Raw genomic sequence first — 16,651 nt, 5'->3', positions numbered from 1 at the left:
TTCGTCAAAAAGAACTAAAAAAGATTAGTGTTGAGATGAAAGCGATATTTCTTTTGGGAATAGCCCGGGTTAGACAATTGCAAATAACTTGCAGTAAATTTGGCTTGATTGCCACTTCATAAAAAATTTAACCGCTGAGTTAAGATCGAAACGAAATTTAGGGAATTTTCTTTTAGCATTCAATGAAATCGACCGATAAAACTAAAAATACCTTTGCGATCACAACGCCTCTGTATTATGTAAACGATTTACCTCACATTGGCAGCGCTTACACGACTATGGCAGCCGATGCCCTAGCCAGATTTGAGCGGCTGCGGGGCAAATCAGTTTTGCTGGTGACGGGGACTGACGAACACGGGCAGAAAATTCAGCGGACGGCCGAGAGTTTGGGACGATCGCCCCAAGCTCAGTGCGACTTAGTGGTTCCGGGGTTTGAGGCGCTTTGGGAGCAACTCGACATCCAGTACGATCGCTTCATCCGCACAACTTCGCGGCGCCACGAGTACATTGTCAAAGAATTTTTCCAGCGCGTCTGGAACTCAGGCGACATCTACTTGAGCCAGCAACAAGGCTGGTACTGCGTCTCCTGCGAAGAATTCAAAGATGAACGGGATTTGTTGCCAGGAAATCGGTGTTCTGTCCACACCAGCAAGGAAGTTGAGTGGCGCGATGAGGAAAATTACTTTTTCCGCCTGTCGCGGTATCAAGACCAACTGCTGGCTTTGTACGGAGAACGTCCCGACTTCATCGCGCCGGAAAGTCGCCGCAACGAAGTGCTGAGGTTCGTCAACTCTGGACTGCAAGACTTTTCGATTTCTAGAGTGAATGTGGAATGGGGTCTGCCGATGCCGGTTGATCCGAGTCACACCATCTATGTCTGGTTTGACGCTTTGCTGGGATACGTCACAGCCTTGCTAGATCCGGACAGCGACCCGACGTTGGAGAATGCTTTATCTAAATGGTGGCCGGTTGACCTGCACTTGATCGGCAAAGATATTCTCCGCTTCCATGCTGTTTACTGGTCGGCAATGCTGATGTCCGCGAATCTACCGGTGCCGGGTCGCGTCTTCGCACACGGGTTTTTGACCAAAGACGGCAAAAAAATGGGGAAAACGGAGGGTAATACTTTAGATCCAGTCGAATTGGTCAAGAAATACGGCGCTGATGCAGTGCGTTACTATTTCCTCAAAGAAATTGAGTTCGGAGAGGATGGCGATTTTAACGAAACTCGGTTTATCAATATATTGAATGCTGAGCTAGCAAATGATTTGGGAAATTTGCTTAACCGCACGTTAAACATGGCTCGCAAATATTGCGGTGGCTGCGTACCAAATGTGTTGGGAGAAAACATTGACGGCGACAACCTTCTCAAGGGTATGAGCCTGGATTTGGGCGATCGAGTAGCGGGTTTTTACGAAGAGTTGGCTTTGAGCAAGGCTTGCGAAGCCGTGCTGGCATTAGTTCGAGCCGGGAACAAGTTTATTGACGTGCAAGCACCTTGGAGTTTGTACAAGCAGGGACAGATAGAAAGTGTAGAACAAGTGCTATATTCTGTTCTGGAATCTGTTAGACTAGCATCTTACCTTTTATCGCCGATTATTCCGAATATCAGCAACGCTATCTATCAACAGCTAGGTTTTTCAATTGACTTTAACGATCGGGTTACAGTTAACAGTTTAGCGAATTTTGCAGATCATGCTGCCTGGGGCGCTTTGCCGGCAAACCAAACTCTGGGGGAAGCTCAACCAGTGTTTAAGCGACTCGAACTGCTGGAAACAGTAACTTGATAGTTGGCAGCCAGGGCTCGGGGTGCTATGACAGATTACGAATTAGCAGTTATTTCCTTACCAATCTTTCATAAAAATTGAGGCATAACAATCATGTTGAATAGAATAGAAAGCAATGACCTTTTTACGCCGGAACAGGTTCTAGAAAATAGGGGTCGAGTAGCAATTTTCATTGATGGCTCTAACCTCTTTTACGCGGCTTTGCAGTTAGGAATTGAGATTGATTACACTAAGCTGCTGTGCCGTTTAACTGCGGGTTCGCGGCTGCTGCGCTCTTTTTTCTATACGGGTGTCGATCGCACTAACGAGAAACAGCAGGGGTTTTTGCTGTGGATGCGCCGCAACGGCTACCGGGTGATTTCTAAGGATTTGGTACAGTTGCCAGATGGTTCTAAGAAGGCGAATTTAGATGTAGAAATCGCTGTGGATATGATGGCTTTAGTGGGGTCTTACGACACGGCGGTTTTGGTCAGCGGTGATGGCGATTTGGCTTATGCTGTCGATGCTGTAAGCTATCGCGGCGTGCGGGTTGAGGTGGTGAGTTTGCGATCGATGACGAGCGACAGTTTGATTAATGTAGCCGATCGCTATATCGATTTGGAAATGATTAAGGACGACATCCAAAAAACATCTCGCCCTAATTATGCTTACCGCCCTTTGTCAGGTCTGAGCTTGATGGAGGAACACGACGACAGATAGGGATTTGGTAATGGGTAATAGGTAATGGGTAATGGGTGATGGTTAATGGGTTGAATCCTTGAGAATTAGAAGTTAAAAATTTAAACAAAAAATGACACATTTTTAATTTTTGATTAAGTGTTTTTCAATACTCAATTATCAATTACCAATTCCCCATTCCCCATTCCCAATTACCGATTACACATTCCCAATTGCCAATGATTAATCTCAAATTCCAAATTCCCAATCTCAAATCCCCAAAATTGATGCTGCTATTTTTACCAGCACTGATTTTGGGGATTGCTGCTTGTGCGGCTCCCCAAGAGACTCAAAAAAACAAATTAGCTGAGGATATCAAAACTGCTCAACAGTCAAACAGCACTTTAACTTTGAACAAAGTAACTCTAGAACAAGCAAACGAAAAGGGCGAGACGTTCTGGAAAGTAAACTCGAAAAATGCCGTTTACAGCAAAGACAAAAAGATAGTTAACGTTCAGAAACCTGTGGGCAAATTGTTTCAGGACGGCAAAGAAATTTACGACATTCAGGGAGAAACCGGGCAGGTCTTTCAGGAAGGAAATCAGGTTTTTCTCAAAGGTAACATAGTCGCTAAAGACCTGAAAAGTGGAGTGGTATTGCGGGGAAATGAGTTGGAGTGGCGGCCGAAGGAAGATGTTTTAGTTGTCCGCAACAATTTGACGGGAGAGCACAAACAGGTGACGGCTTCAGCGAAGGAAGCGCGGGTTTTCAGTAGGGCTAAGAGAATGGAGTTATTCGGCTCTGTGGTGGCTAATGTTAAAGATCCGGTTTTGCAATTGCGAACTGAGCACTTAGTGTGGTTTGTGGCTCAACAAAAGGTAAACAGCGATAAGCCGACTCAAATTGATAGATACAAAGACCAAATAGTAACAGACAGCGGTTTTGCCGACAAAGTAGATGTAGACTTAAAAACCAAGATTGCGACGCTGACGCAAAACGCTCAGTTGATGCCATCAGACCCGCCGCTGCAAATAGAAAGCAGTTTGATGAGTTGGAATTTTCCGGCGCAATCTGTGGTATCGCCCGGGCTTGTGAAGGTTTTTCACCGCGTGGAAAAGGTGACGATGACTGGGGATACAGGGCGGGGAGATTTAGAGAAAAAAATATTTTATTTGACGGGAAATGTGGTGGGAATTGGGGAAAAACGTCAAGCTCAATTAAATACCGATCGAGTAACGTGGTATTTAACTAACCAGACTTTCGATGCGGAAGGAAATGTGGTTTACCGGCAGCTAAATCCGGTGTTTAATTTGACTGGGCCGAGGGCGGCGGGAGAGTTGAAAAATCAAACTGTGATTGTCAAAGGCGACGGCGGCGGGGGCCAAGTGGTTACGGAATTTGTACCGGACGAGTATAAGGGAACTTTTGGACAGTAGATGGGATTGCAACCGCAGATGTCGGCAGATGAACGCAGATGAACGCAGATATAATTAAGATTGGATTGAGTAAGGAGCGGTTGGGATGACGACAACTTTAGAAAGGTTAGAAGGGATCGATGAACCTATCTTAATTGACGAGCTGAGTTGGAGAGAGTTTAAGGTGGTTGAACAACTTCTCTCACGCCCAGGGGTGAGGCTGTCGTTTTTAGATGGGGTATTGGAGATTAGACGTATGCCTGGAGAAAAACATGAAACTATTAAAGAACGAATTGGTTCTCTACTAGATCTTTATCTGCTTCAAATGGGAATTGATTATCAGCCTACTGGTTCGATGACGCTGGAAAGTCCATCGGGTTTGGTGAAGCGAGAAGCTGATAAATCCTATAAGTTGGGACCTAACCGAGAATTTCCTGATTTGGCGGTGGAAGTGGTGGTGACTAGTGGCGGTATTAACAAGTTGGAAGCTTACAAACGCCTGCAAATTCCTGAAGTTTGGTTTTGGGAAAATGGCGCACTTCGTATGTATTGGTTGGGGGCTGATGGATATGCAGAGGTCGATCGCTCTTTTGTTCTACCTGATTTAGATATTGTACTATTGGTGAGGTGTATTACTATTGAAAATCACCTTCAGGCTATGCGCGAATTTAAACAAACGATTCAAAGTTTTTAGAGTAGATTATTGAACCGCTTTCGACGCCTTAGGCGAAGCCGCGCGTAAGCGCTAGGACACGAAGGAAGAATCAGGAAGAAGATAGATTTTTGATAGGGACGCACCCTACGGTATCTACTTCTTCCTTGTATTACAACTGTCCGAAACCTTTTTTAGGCTTATCTTTTTTCTTTTTCTTCTTCTGCTGGGCGCCCATGTAGCCGCGGGAACCGGGCTGCATTCCGGGGCCGCCCATTCCGGGCATTCCGGGCATTCCGGGCAATCCTCCCATTCCTGTAAAGTTGCCTTGACTCATTTGCTGCATCATTGTACGCATTTTCTGGAAGTCGCTGACGAGCTTTGTTACGTCGTTTTCTGCGTAGCCGGCGCCTTTGCCGATGCGGCGGCGGCGGGATGGAGAACTTGCTAAAAGTTCGGGGTTGCGGCGTTCTTCTACTGTCATGGAATTGATCATGGCTTCGGTGCGTTTTAGCTGCACTTCTCCCTGCCGCATTTGTTCTTCTGAGAGTTTGTTCATCCCGGGAATCATTTTCATGATGCCGCCGAGGGAACCCATATTTTTTAACAGTCTGGTTTGTTTGAGAAAGTCGGTAAAGTCAAACTTTGCCGTGAGCATTTTCTCTTGCATTTTTTCGGCGTCGGCGATGTCGAATTCTTCTTGCGCTTTTTCTACTAGCGTCAAGACATCGCCCATGCCGAGTATTCTCGATGCCATGCGATCGGGATAAAATGGTTGCAATGCTTCCACTTTTTCGCCGACGCCGACAAATTTAATCGGCGCGCCGGATATTTGCCGCACGGATAAAGCTGCACCGCCGCGGCTGTCGCCGTCTAATTTGGTTAAGATTGCGCCGGTAATGCCGATTTGTTCGTGAAAGGTGCGGGTTAAATTTGCTGCTTCTTGGCCGGTCATGGCATCAACAACTAACAGCGTTTCGTGGGGTTGTACTGTTTGTTTGATGCGGCCCAATTCTGCCATCATGTCTTGGTCGATTTGCAGGCGGCCTGCTGTATCGACGATGATGGTATCAATGCCGATTTGTTTGCCGTGTTCGATGCCTTGGCGGGCAATTTCTACCGGGTCAATGTCTTTGCCTAATTCAAATACTGGTACGTCGATTTGTTTGCCGAGTGTGAGCAATTGGTCGATCGCGGCTGGTCGATAAATGTCGGTTGCGACTAGCAGTGCGGTACGATTTTGCTTGCGCAGGTGCAGTGCTAATTTGGCTGAGGCTGTGGTTTTCCCGGTACCTTGCAAACCGGCCATGAGCACGACTGTCGGGCCGGAGTCGGCGGTGGCGAGGGGTACGTTGGTTTCCCCCATGACGCGCACGAGTTCGTCGTGGACGATTTTGATGAATTGTTGGTCTGGACGGACGCCTGAAACTACTTCTGCTCCTTGTGCTTTTGCTGCTACCTCTCCGATGAAGTTTTTGACGACTTGGAGGTTGACATCGGCTTCCAGAAGGGCGCGGCGGACTTCTTTGAGCGCGTCTTGGATGTTGGACTCGGAGATTTTATTTTGTCCGCGCAGTTTTTTCCAGGTGGATTCGAGTCGATCGGCAAGGGCTTCAAACATAGGGCATTGTTGGCTAGTCACTATTTTTAATTTTAGGCTAAATGGGAGTTTTTGGATTGGGGTTTTGCTGAAAGTTGAATGTTTTTATTTTCTAACCGCTGAGGAAGGCGGATTAATGCTGCAACTACTTCAAATTCATGTATTAGGATACGTTTGGACAAACCCTACTTTCTGGAATACGATTAAAGTATTTCCGTCACCTTGCCACAGTTTTAATGTCTGCTTATGCCCAAAAAGATTCGAGAACTCAAAAGCGTGCTGCTAAAAGCTGGGTTTACTTATCGTTCGGCAAAAGGCAGCCATACAAGATGGGTTCATCCTTTACTACCTAATGAACCAATTACCATTGCTGGAAATGATGGCGATGATGCGAAACTGTATTTAGAGTGAGATAAGTTAATCTAAAGATTGGCATATTGAAAGCAATTGAAGAAGAGGAACCTGAATCATGAAATTACCTTATATAATTGTTATTCAATGGTCTGATGAAGATAACTGCTACCTAGTTCACTTACCTAATTTTCCATCTCAGCAGTTCCACACTCATGGAGATACCTACGAAGAAGCTTTGCAGAATGCAGTAGAGGTATTAGAGCTTTTAGTTGAAGAATATCAGGCAGATGGTAAATCTCTCCCAGAACCTAAAACTCTGGTAGAAAACTTGCTGTTTGCTTGAATATAAATTACTCGTTACCAGGCTCTGGCGAAAGTAAGGCATATTCGGAGGCTCTGCCTCCATTTTCCCAACCGAGGCAGAGCCTCTGGATATTGATTCCCAGGCTGGAGCCTGGAAGTTACTTTTGAGAAATAGTGTTATTTGATGTTGGTTTTTATGTATTCTGCGATCGCCCGCTGGACTGCAAACAGCGCGCGATCGCCTTTTTGGACTTTTTCGATTAATGACCTGCGTCTCAATGATTCGACGGCTTTTAGGAATTCTGAAGGGGATAATTCGAGCAGGGCTGGCTTTTGGGAGATTTCGACTGCTTTGATTTGATTTGCTAACCATGACATTACTTGTTTTTCGCTGTCTGACAAGCGCTGAAAATGTTGGTGCAATAAATATTCTAAGTCTGCTAAAACTAGGCTATCATAGGATAAAAATTCAGAAATTTTGCCGCTAAATAAGTCTTGAATGGCAGCAGCTACTATATTTAACCACAAGGGGTTACCTCGGTAAATGTCTATCAATTCTGACCATTTTTCTGATTCGGCTAAACCTTTTTGTGTGAATATTTCTCGCGCTGGTTCGCCTAAACTATTGAGTTGCAATGTTTGACAATTTTTAGGTTTGCCTTCTAATGCTGCAATTTCTCTGGGTTTTTCCCAACTGAGCAAAACTATGCAACTGTTGTGACATGATTCTGCTATTTGTTTGAAGAAAGTGCCATAATTTTCATAGCCTTGTTTGTAGTTTCCTGCTAGTTGTTGGCTGCTGAAGATTGTGTGCACGTCATCGAGGATGATGAGACAGCGGTGCGATCGCAAATAGTTGATTACCTCCCCCAACCCCCCTAAGCTTCGGGGGGGAGACGGAGGTTGAATCTCTTCGCCCTTCCTTGATAAGGGGGGGGTAGTTTGTTGCTGCTGCGAGAGGAATTTAATTAAGTCGGTTTGGAGTATTTGGAGGGGTGGCGCGTCGCGGAGGCTTCGCCAGATTATACAGTCGAATTCATATTGAATGTGTTGGATTAGTTGGAGTGCGATCGCACTTTTGCCGATTCCGCTTAATCCTAAGATGCTGATCAGACGGGTGCGGTTTTCCAAAATCCATTGTTTGAGGGTGGTGAGTTCGGATGTGCGATCGTAAAATGTCGAGATTTCTGGTGCGTCGCCTAAGTCGATCCGGGGCTGTTTTGCGGTTGGTTGGGGGTTTTGGGGTGTTTTGGGCGATCGCACTTTTTCACGACAAATGTTAAGCTTATTATTAACTGTTATACTCTCGCCTGTTATATTTTCAACAATTGCTGATTGATAATTATAAATTTTACCCTTCTCTAATACAGCCCTAAAATTTGTTTTAGTAATATCTTTTTTCAATTCTTTAGAAAGTATTTTCCAAAGTTGTGAGCCGACATTTCTGACATGACTTGGACTTGAGTAAACTTCTTGAGCGATTTGCGTGTAAGTTGTGTCTTGTAAAGTTCCCCGCAGAATAGCTTCTTGCACGTAATCTAAATGCTTTCCCGTTTTAGCAAAAATTAGCTCATCTGCCAGTGTCAAAACTTCGGCAATATCCATAGATTAGGGAGAAGCTGGAGTTTACGCCATTCATTATACCTGACATTTCGTACAATAGTGACATTTTTGATTTTGTCATCTATCTAAAGTCAGGACTTTTCCTACACAGCTCATCCTTTATATTAATTGATTAAGGTATTAGCAGGATATTTATATGAAGCGAGTGCGGTGGCTCAGCGGTTTGTTCTCGGCTGGGGTATTGTCTTTTACTTTAGCGACAGTTGGCGCACAAGTGGCACAGGCCCAGCGCGAAATCTATATATTCGAGCTGAACTGTGTTAAGAGAGGGTCTAGCATTTATTGGACCACAAGCACAGATGTTTCCATAGCCCGACAAATATACACCAGCATTCTGACAGCTACACCTTTGGGTATCACCTGCCGACTGCCTGGGGGTCGCGCCTCTCTCCGAATAGAGTATGGGGTTAGCGATCAGGATAGCAAACCCCCTGCGAAAATAGATGTTTATGTAGATGGAAATCAAGTAGCCTCCCAGGTAGGGAAAGCTGGGCAGGTCAATTCACTGCTGGTCGATGTTAGTAATGGTAAAAGCCTAGCCCTTGATATCTCTTGTTCCCGAGCCACAAATTGTAATGATGGGTATTACTACTTCTTCTGGTTCCACATTATACCAGGGGCAAGCTCTCCAGGGAGTAGATAAATTATGAGTGTTAGCCGCCGTCAATTTAATCGTATCGTAATCTGGGGTGGCGCTTCTTTTGCTGCTTCCGCAACATCCGGCATCTTTTTCCCCAAACCTGCTGAAGCTTATTCCCTAGAATTTCCGATTAGTGCTTTATCAGCCGATCGCGTTTTTAACGGTATTCAAAAATATTGTGGAGCACAGCCCATCCCTGGCGTTCTCTCACCAATCGTACAAGGCAATACTAATGTTAGCAGTAAAATAGAACCAGCGGCCGCTAACGCCATTCGCACCGCAGACAAAGAATTTGTTAACCGCAATTTTACCAGCAAAAGAACCGAATTAGCGGTAACTGGCAGCGGTTCTAATTTTGCATCAGATACCAGTCGGCTGTGGGGGCGGCAAAGACAGGATCGAGTCGGCCCGAATGTTGGCTTTGGCTTCGTACAAAAGTGGGAAGATCAGTATAGCGATGCCAAAATTTCAGGGCCGACAATGTGCGCTATTCATAACGCTCAACAAGTCTTAGCCGATCAAAGACTTACACCTCCAGAAATCGCGGCTTCTGTATTGCCAACGCGATCGCGATTGGATGATTGGGGTTCTTGGGGAGGGGATGCGGATGCGTCTGCTGGGAGGAATCCCGGTGCTGTTTTTGCTCAATACGATACAGCCGGAGGTACGGTGACATCTCGCTATGATTTAGTTGAACCGGGACCGAAAGGTTTTGGGCGTGTTGAGTATACTATTGAAGCGGAAGATCAGCCTCGGCGGGTGATTTTGGTGACGGTGAGGTTTTAGGGAAGTAATAGAGATATTCGGTAGGGACACAGCACTGCTGTGTCCTCTTTCTTTCTCTTCCTATATTTCTGCGGATACGGACACGGCAGTGCCGTTTCCCTACAAATATTCTGTATCAAATCAATCCTATTTTTGCAGTTGACCAATCAAATCTAATGCTTTTTGAGCATCTGCATTCATTCCTTGAGCCCTAAATAAACGGGCGGCTTGCTGCAAATCTGCGATCGCCCCTTTTGTATCTCTCATTCTCGCTAAAGTAATGCCTCGGTTAGCATAAGCTTTGGCATAATTGGGATTGAGTTGAATCGCTTGAGTGTAATCAGCTAAGGCAGAGCGATCGTTATTGATGCGAAACAGCGCTAATCCTCTGTTAAAATAAGTGTTGGCGCGACCGGGATTGATTTGCAGCGCTTGATTGAAATCGTCGATCGCCCCTTTTTGATCGCCCAAGTCCGAAAGCGCCAATCCTCGGTTGTTGTAAGCTGCTGCAAAGTTTCTATCCAAGCGGATGACTTGAGTATAATCTGCGATCGCCCCCGGTTTATCTCCAATTGCTGACAAAACCAGCCCCCGATTGTAGTAAGCGTCAACATAACCGGCATTTAGGGCGATCGCCTTGCTATAATCAGCGATACTTTTGGGCATTTGTTTCAAATCGAAATAAGCGAGGGCTCGATAGAAATAAGCTTCTGAATAATCTGATTGAGTTTGAATTGCTTGGTTAAAATCGGCAACAGCCCCTGACAAATCTCCCTTGTCAAACCGAGTTAAACCCCGAACGTAATAAGTCTTAGCATCTTGGGGATTGTTCAGTTTCAGAGGTGCGTTAGTGGCGGTGGAAGTATTCACCAAAATAGCAGAACGATTTAAACCTGCATCCGACAATTTAGCTATAAAAGTGTTAATAGGAATCGCAGAATTAAACCCGGTTTTAGTCAACGCTAAACCTGTCATAACTTTTCCGTCTGTGACACGATCATAATCGATATCGCCTTCTCCATGAATCCCAACAACACGCCCTTCAGCATCAAATACAGGCCCTCCACTCATGCCCCCTTTCGTAATAGCATTGTAGCGTAAAGTATAACCACGCGGATGATTCGGGAGACGGCTGGTAATATAGCCTGGTGAAAACTCAAAATTGCGTTTAGTTCCCAATTTATTTTCAGCTAAATTACCTGGATAGCCAAACACAAAAATTTCTGTTCCAACTGTCGCTTGTGCAGAATCGCCTAAAGTAACAACTGGATAAGATTCTGTGCTGTTAAATGTTAGGACTGCTAAATCAGGCTCATTCTGGCTTTTTTGTAATCGTGCAAAATGGGTTACTGCATAGTCTTTTCCCGTATGACTGCGAATCGTATAGGTAGCTTGGCTATTTGCAACAACGTGGTTAGCTGTCAGTATAGTGTAAGTCGTGCCTTGTTTGGCAATAATAAATCCTGTCCCGCCACCATGATTTGTACTGTTGATTTGAACGGTTACAGATTCAGCTAATTTGGCAATTTCTTGGGGAGTTTTTGCGAAAACTGGTGCTGCTGCAAAAACAACTATTCCTGCTACCGTTACTGTTCCTGCTAGGATGCTGGTGAGGGAATCAAAGCGCGAATAATCCCTATTCATAGGTAATTGCTGAAGAGTAAGATTTTTTATACTCCGAATAGTATAGATTAAAATAAAATTTCTGAAAACCAGAAACCCTGGATGTTTGCCGATAATTTCGCTTTTTATGACATTTCGTACATTTCGTATATTTCCACCATTGCCGGCATTACTCTGCCATATTTTACTTGTATATCTTCTAGGTTAACCAGCTCGAACTGCATCCCGAAACAATTTCAAAGCTTCTTTTTCTTCCGACATTTGCAGGCATCTCCCCAGCAATTCTAGATCCAAATCCGGCAACAGCATACTCCGAGAAACGCGATCGTAACCCTCCGAGTTCAGTTGGTAAATCGAAAATACTCCGTCTTCCCAAAACCAAACTTCCGCTACGTTAAATCTGCGGTAGTATTCCAGTTTGTTGATAGTTCCGCTAGTAAAAACAACTTCGATCGCCAAATCGGGTGTTTCTCGCTGCCGTCTGTCTTCGCCAAAGTAGTAAGATAAATCTGGTTCCTTGCTGCTGCCTTTTGCTTCCCCTTGGAGTGTAGCGCTACCCGTCGGTCTAAAACTAATATCTTTTTATAAAAAAAACTGACATAACATTCCTGCCATCAGATATTTAATGATTTCATGCTTCGACGAACGTGTCATAATTTCCACATATCCGTCGAGGTAAGACAAGCGAACACTGCGAGTGTACTCTAGCAAGGAATCCAAAGCTTTGAACTGTTCCCAAGTCATTGATAGCGGCAAAATCAACCGCTGTTCTGGGAGTACAGTTAATTTGGGGTGAGTGGCAATGGTCATAAGCTGTGTTGCATCTAGATTGCCTATGGTATTAGAGAGGGAGAGGGGGATTCGGGGAGAGGGGGAGAGGATTTGACGATTTTTGATCGGGACTCGAAATATACAATTTAAATGCACAACAGTTTATATACTTTCCCCGAGTTTTAATTTCTACTTTTAGATGAGCATAAAAAATATCTAAAGGGATAACTGTTTTAATATCAATTCTGCAAAGTACGGTTGCTTACAGATAGATTTCCCACGATATGTAGGGACACGGCAGTGCCGTATCTCCTACCCGGAACTAGCCCGATCGCCCGTCTAATTACCTACAAATAACTAAGCCAAAAACTGGAATTGAGAACCATTAACTGCCAAAGCAAACGGACTAGCCTGTTCAAATGCACCGACAAGTTCAAAGCTATCCGCATTTAAAACTACTCCCACAATCAGTCCGTCTCTTCGGTTGCGAATCACCATATCATTTACAATTCCGTCATTGTCGTAAGCGATTAGATTGTCGTCCGTGAAGAGGAGGTCTAGTTCGGTTAAACCGTCAGTCAAACCGATGCGATCGCCCTCGTCAAAGTTAAAATCTGTAATGACATCTGCTGCATTGACTCCAAATCCTTCGTTGCTTCTGAGCACAAATATGTCAGCACCTGACCCTCCCGTGAGCACGTCAACTCCCCGATCGCCCACCAAGAAATCGTTGCCCTCATAGCCGTCTAAATCGTCCTCTCCTTGCCCTCCCCGCAGGATATCGTTCCCGAACCCTCCAAACATAACGTCATTTCCGGCGTCGCCCCTAACTACGTCGTTGCCATCATTTCCATCCAGGCGATCGTCATTTTTCCCGCCGTAAATTATGTCATTTCCGCCACCACCGCCGATCGCATCATTGCCATTATTTCCTAACAGCCGTTCATTGGAATCCGACGATCCTCCTATAGTATCGTTGCCGTCGAGTCCCCAAACTCCCCAGGGAAAAGACGACAAATTTCCATCCTCTACGTCAATCTCATCGGATGTAGCGAAGCCCAAAAGACGTGGTCCACCGCCAGCAAATACAGGGAATCCTGTCACATCGCTGATGAGATTGTTAATCGTTAAAGCCATAAGTATGTCCTTTATCCAATGCTGTTAGCTGTATTATATATGTTAATACTTGCGTTACCAAATACCCAGTGTATTTAATTTTTGGTTGCAAGTTTATTTGCTAAATTACTGACAAGCAACCTGCTTGCCAATTGCCAATTACTAATTACCAATTACCAATTACCAATTCCCAGGCCTGTGCCTCCTTCAACCCAAACCTGCTATCTATCTCGCCTCTGAGTCAAATAGTATTAGTTGCTGACACTATCCGCTACTATCTACCGCTTATAATGGGTGTTACCCCCTAGGTGGTACACACCTTAATATCCCCTATAACGTTGAGACTGAGAGGTTGTTTGTGAATAAAAGTAACAGTCCCTGGGCCCATCGTCCGAGAAAAAACCCAGTTTCCCATACCCACACACAAACTTTACAAACAGGCTCAAAGTTCTTTACAAAGCCATAATTGCCGAGCGCTGATATTTTTTGGCAAAATCCACTGCTTTCAGGTGTTTTACTCATGTCAACTCCTAACTCGTCTTCCCATCAAAACAACAACAACTCCGTAAAATCACTGCCAGCGACAGATATCGTCTCCACAGAGCAAGACAGTAACAATCTGCCCAGCGAACCAAGTATAGAACAGCTACTGGAAGCTTTGGCTGGCAAAGTACCCACTGAATCTGCTGAAATGGAACGCTTGAAAACGTGGAAACAAGATTTCAAGCGACTGTTTCAATTGCTAGGCGACCGCCGCGTTTTAATCGCAGTAATGGAACCGAGAACTTTTGCCCTGCGTTACGCTAACGCTGCATTTTGTCGCTTGACCGGTTGGGAGGGTACGTCCTTGGCAACTAAATCTACCAACGGTGGGTTTGCAGAAACCGGCATCACTCTGCTGGAAATGTTCGAGGATTGGAACGGCAAAACAGCAGGACAATTGTACCGCCACCACCTTTTGCACTGGGTATTTAAACAATATTATCAAATTGATATCGATGGTTTGCAGGTGCTAGACGAACCTGTCACCGCGAGTGTAAAAAACCCCAAACACCGACAACCCCGATTTATTGAATTTTGGCTCTGTTCGGAACAGTTGAAAATTAGTCGGATTGACTCAAAAATAGATGAATTTGCGGATGTTTCTTTAAGATTAATGCCTGTGGCGGAACGGGAAGCTTGGCTGATGCAGCCGAATCAACTGGAAAATTTAGCCGATCGATTGCAGTTGGATAATTACCGCGTAGAAGGTTGGCTGCTGCTAGAAGGTTTTGATGTCACCGTGCAGGAGAAAATTCGGCGGCTGACTCAGTTATTGATCGATCAAGATTCGATGCTGCGGCCAGCAAAATTTGAGAGAATCGATCGGTGTTTGCGATCGCTCTTCAATGCTGACGGCACTTTGCTGCTGCGCCCCGACGACGAACAGGTTCAGCTATTAGTTGCAAAAGACGGCCAACATTTACAGCCGATTCTTTATTCAATGAACTCCCTAGAAGATTCTCACTTTTTGAAAGCCACAGCAGCAAATCAAGTTTGGAACGTGCCAGACTTGCGCCGGGAGTGCGAAACCGAGTGCGATCGAACTTTGCGGAAAATGGGGACTCGATCGATGCTGCTGGTGCCCCTAGTAGTCAAATCTATCACCCGCGAGGGGTGCGGGCAGCAGATTTTGGGTGTCGTGGGGCTGTTGTGCGATCGGCCCAACCACTTCAACGGCATTGACGCTCAACACGCCCAAGAACTCATTCCCGCCTTCATTGCAGCCCTGCGGCAAGCCATCCAGGAGCGGTTTACCAAGATTCACAACATCCACCCCGCAGTCGAGTGGCGGTTCGCCCAAGAAGCAGAAAGGCGAAGTTGGGGACTGCCCGCAGAAACAATCGTATTTGCTGACGTTTATCCGCTGTACGGAATTTCGGACATTCGCGGTTCTAGCGACGAAAGAAACCGAGCTATTCAAACTGATTTGCTCGAACAATTTCGCTTAGCTTTAGTCATAGCTGATGCCGTTTGCGAAACACAAACTACCCACCTCGGCGAGCAACTCCGGCTCGACTTGCTCGACTACATCCAGCATTTAAAAGAAAAAGTAACAGTCGATATGGAGGTGCGAGCAGCCGAGTATTTAAACGAGCGTTTAGAAGTATATTTTGACTATTTTCAGCAGTGCGACCCCAAGGTTCAGGTAGCCGTTGAAGCTTACCGAGCCGCCTGTGAAAACGAACACAAGTGCGTTTACAGCGATCGCACCCGCTACGACCAAATGCTGAACCTAATCAGCACCAAACTACAAGAAACCTGGGCTCGCTGGCAAGAAAAAATGCAGCAAATTCTCCCCCACTACTGCGACATCGAATGCACCGACGGTATCGATCACATGATTTATGTAGGAAAATCGATCGACCCCAAATTCAGCGCGTTTCACCTGCACAGTTTGCGGTACGAACAACTGCGAGCAATTTGTGACTGCGGCCGCACAGTTTTTCGCCTGCAAGCCGAGTCTCAAATTAACATGGAGCTCGCACATTTAGTTTTAGTGCAGAATACCACGATCGACATTTTTCACAACGAAAATACCGAAAAAATGTTTGACGTAAAAGGCACTCGCGACATCCGCTACGAACTCGTGAAAAAGCGGATCGAAAAAGCCGTTGACAAAGACTTACAAGAGCGAATTACCCAGCCAGGAATGTTAACGGTTGTTTATTCAGCGGAAGACGAATGGGAAGAGTACCAACAATACTTGCGCTACTTGTCTCGCGAAGGTTGGGTAGAGCCAAAAGTTCAGACGGGCCTGGTAGAATCGCTGCAAGGAGTCAGCGGTTTAAAATTTGCTCGCGTGCGTATTTTGCCAGAGCCAGAATCAATTTCTACTATCTGTGCAGTTACGGTTGTTGCTGATTGAGAACCCGTTCAATTGCCTGTTTTAGGCCCGCGTGCGATCGCTCCCCTCACCTCCTGTTTTAGGCCCGCGTGCGATCGCTCCCATCCTGCCCTTTTTAAGGCGGGTATCGGCACAAACTTGTATGAAATGCTGACAGGAAAATTGCCTTTCCCCAGCAACGACCCCTTAGAAATAGTTTACAGCCACATCGCAGTTCCACCACTAGATATCGGCATCAAATCTATTCAGAAATACTTGCTGCAATCTCAGAGAGAGTGATGAATTTGCTGGCCAATGCGATCGACTTTTTTGAGGAATCCAATCAGCACCGCACTTATGCTGAAATTGCAGCTTTACCGAATACGATCGCCATTATCACTAAGGAATGAAAATTTAATAACATCAGCAATGTATAATAAATAAATGAGTGAATATGAATAGGTTTATGTTTCGGTAGA

Annotated in this window: 14 protein-coding genes and 1 pseudogene; 9 read left to right on the top strand and 6 right to left on the bottom strand. The window is 45.4% G+C overall.

From position 1 onward, the window contains the following. The first annotated feature begins 182 nt into the window (after positions 1-182). The 4 genes from metG to QUB56_RS31320 all read left to right on the top strand — a co-directional run bounded on the left by metG (position 183) and on the right by QUB56_RS31320 (position 4,553). On the top strand, positions 183-1,787 hold the full coding sequence (metG, locus tag QUB56_RS31335) for a methionine--tRNA ligase (RefSeq protein WP_332960248.1): 1,605 nt from the start codon (positions 183-185) through the stop codon (positions 1,785-1,787). 93 nt (positions 1,788-1,880) lie between these two features. After that, entirely contained in the window at positions 1,881-2,486 is a 606-nt protein-coding gene (locus QUB56_RS31330; protein WP_006631885.1) for a LabA-like NYN domain-containing protein, read from the top strand. Between the two features lie 197 nt (positions 2,487-2,683). Then, the gene (gene lptC, locus QUB56_RS31325) at positions 2,684-3,880 is read left to right on the top strand and encodes an LPS export ABC transporter periplasmic protein LptC (RefSeq protein ID WP_332960247.1); all 1,197 of its coding nucleotides are present in this window, start codon (positions 2,684-2,686) and stop codon (positions 3,878-3,880) included. A gap of 85 nt (positions 3,881-3,965) precedes the next feature. Further along, positions 3,966-4,553: a Uma2 family endonuclease gene (locus tag QUB56_RS31320; RefSeq protein ID WP_332960246.1), complete on the top strand. Its 588-nt coding sequence runs from the start codon at positions 3,966-3,968 to the stop codon at positions 4,551-4,553. 130 nt (positions 4,554-4,683) lie between these two features. On the opposite strand, the gene ffh is transcribed toward QUB56_RS31320, so the two are convergent. Beyond that, a complete protein-coding gene (ffh, locus tag QUB56_RS31315) occupies positions 4,684-6,132 on the bottom strand; it encodes a signal recognition particle protein (protein WP_332960245.1) in 1,449 nt (482 codons plus the stop codon). Positions 6,133-6,357: 225 nt separating this feature from the next. Between ffh and QUB56_RS31310 the strand changes: the two are divergent. Together QUB56_RS31310 and QUB56_RS31305 are read left to right on the top strand one after the other, a co-directional pair. Next, positions 6,358-6,527, top strand: a pseudogene (locus QUB56_RS31310) (type II toxin-antitoxin system HicA family toxin). A gap of 53 nt (positions 6,528-6,580) precedes the next feature. Continuing rightward, a complete protein-coding gene (locus QUB56_RS31305; protein ID WP_332960244.1) occupies positions 6,581-6,808 on the top strand; it encodes a type II toxin-antitoxin system HicB family antitoxin in 228 nt (75 codons plus the stop codon). Positions 6,809-6,945: 137 nt separating this feature from the next. On the opposite strand, the gene QUB56_RS31300 is transcribed toward QUB56_RS31305, so the two are convergent. Continuing rightward, the gene (locus tag QUB56_RS31300) at positions 6,946-8,373 is read right to left on the bottom strand and encodes an NB-ARC domain-containing protein (protein WP_332960243.1); all 1,428 of its coding nucleotides are present in this window, start codon (positions 8,371-8,373) and stop codon (positions 6,946-6,948) included. Positions 8,374-9,037: 664 nt separating this feature from the next. Here QUB56_RS31300 and QUB56_RS31295 point away from each other — a divergent pair. Beyond that, positions 9,038-9,817, top strand: coding sequence for a Tat pathway signal protein (locus tag QUB56_RS31295; RefSeq protein WP_332960242.1), 780 nt, complete (start codon positions 9,038-9,040; stop codon positions 9,815-9,817). 126 nt (positions 9,818-9,943) lie between these two features. Here QUB56_RS31295 and QUB56_RS31290 read toward each other — a convergent pair whose 3' ends face one another. From QUB56_RS31290 to QUB56_RS31275, 4 genes are all read right to left on the bottom strand, one after another. Then, complete coding sequence (locus tag QUB56_RS31290) at positions 9,944-11,440, bottom strand: tetratricopeptide repeat-containing serine protease family protein (protein WP_332960241.1); 1,497 nt, start codon at positions 11,438-11,440, stop codon at positions 9,944-9,946. 183 nt (positions 11,441-11,623) lie between these two features. After that, positions 11,624-11,995 carry a Uma2 family endonuclease gene (locus QUB56_RS31285; RefSeq protein WP_332960258.1) on the bottom strand — a complete coding sequence of 124 codons (372 nt, stop codon included), beginning with the start codon at positions 11,993-11,995 and terminating at the stop codon, positions 11,624-11,626. 6 nt (positions 11,996-12,001) lie between these two features. Beyond that, positions 12,002-12,229 carry a hypothetical protein gene (locus tag QUB56_RS31280; RefSeq protein ID WP_332960240.1) on the bottom strand — a complete coding sequence of 76 codons (228 nt, stop codon included), beginning with the start codon at positions 12,227-12,229 and terminating at the stop codon, positions 12,002-12,004. 318 nt (positions 12,230-12,547) lie between these two features. After that, positions 12,548-13,327, bottom strand: a complete 780-nt coding sequence (locus tag QUB56_RS31275; protein WP_332960239.1) for a calcium-binding protein — start codon at positions 13,325-13,327, stop codon at positions 12,548-12,550. A 499-nt stretch (positions 13,328-13,826) separates the two neighbouring features. Between QUB56_RS31275 and QUB56_RS31270 the strand changes: the two genes are divergently transcribed. Together QUB56_RS31270 and QUB56_RS31265 are read left to right on the top strand one after the other, a co-directional pair. Continuing rightward, the gene (locus QUB56_RS31270) at positions 13,827-16,214 is read left to right on the top strand and encodes a GAF domain-containing protein (RefSeq protein ID WP_332960238.1); all 2,388 of its coding nucleotides are present in this window, start codon (positions 13,827-13,829) and stop codon (positions 16,212-16,214) included. Positions 16,215-16,226: 12 nt separating this feature from the next. Then, complete coding sequence (locus QUB56_RS31265) at positions 16,227-16,472, top strand: hypothetical protein (protein ID WP_332960237.1); 246 nt, start codon at positions 16,227-16,229, stop codon at positions 16,470-16,472. The last annotated feature ends 179 nt before the right edge of the window (positions 16,473-16,651 follow it).

Source organism: Microcoleus sp. AR_TQ3_B6, assembly GCF_036702785.1.
GTDB lineage: Bacteria > Cyanobacteriota > Cyanobacteriia > Cyanobacteriales > Microcoleaceae > Microcoleus.
Note: the sequence above shows the minus strand (reverse complement) of the source record. Positions and strands in the feature narration are given on the sequence as shown.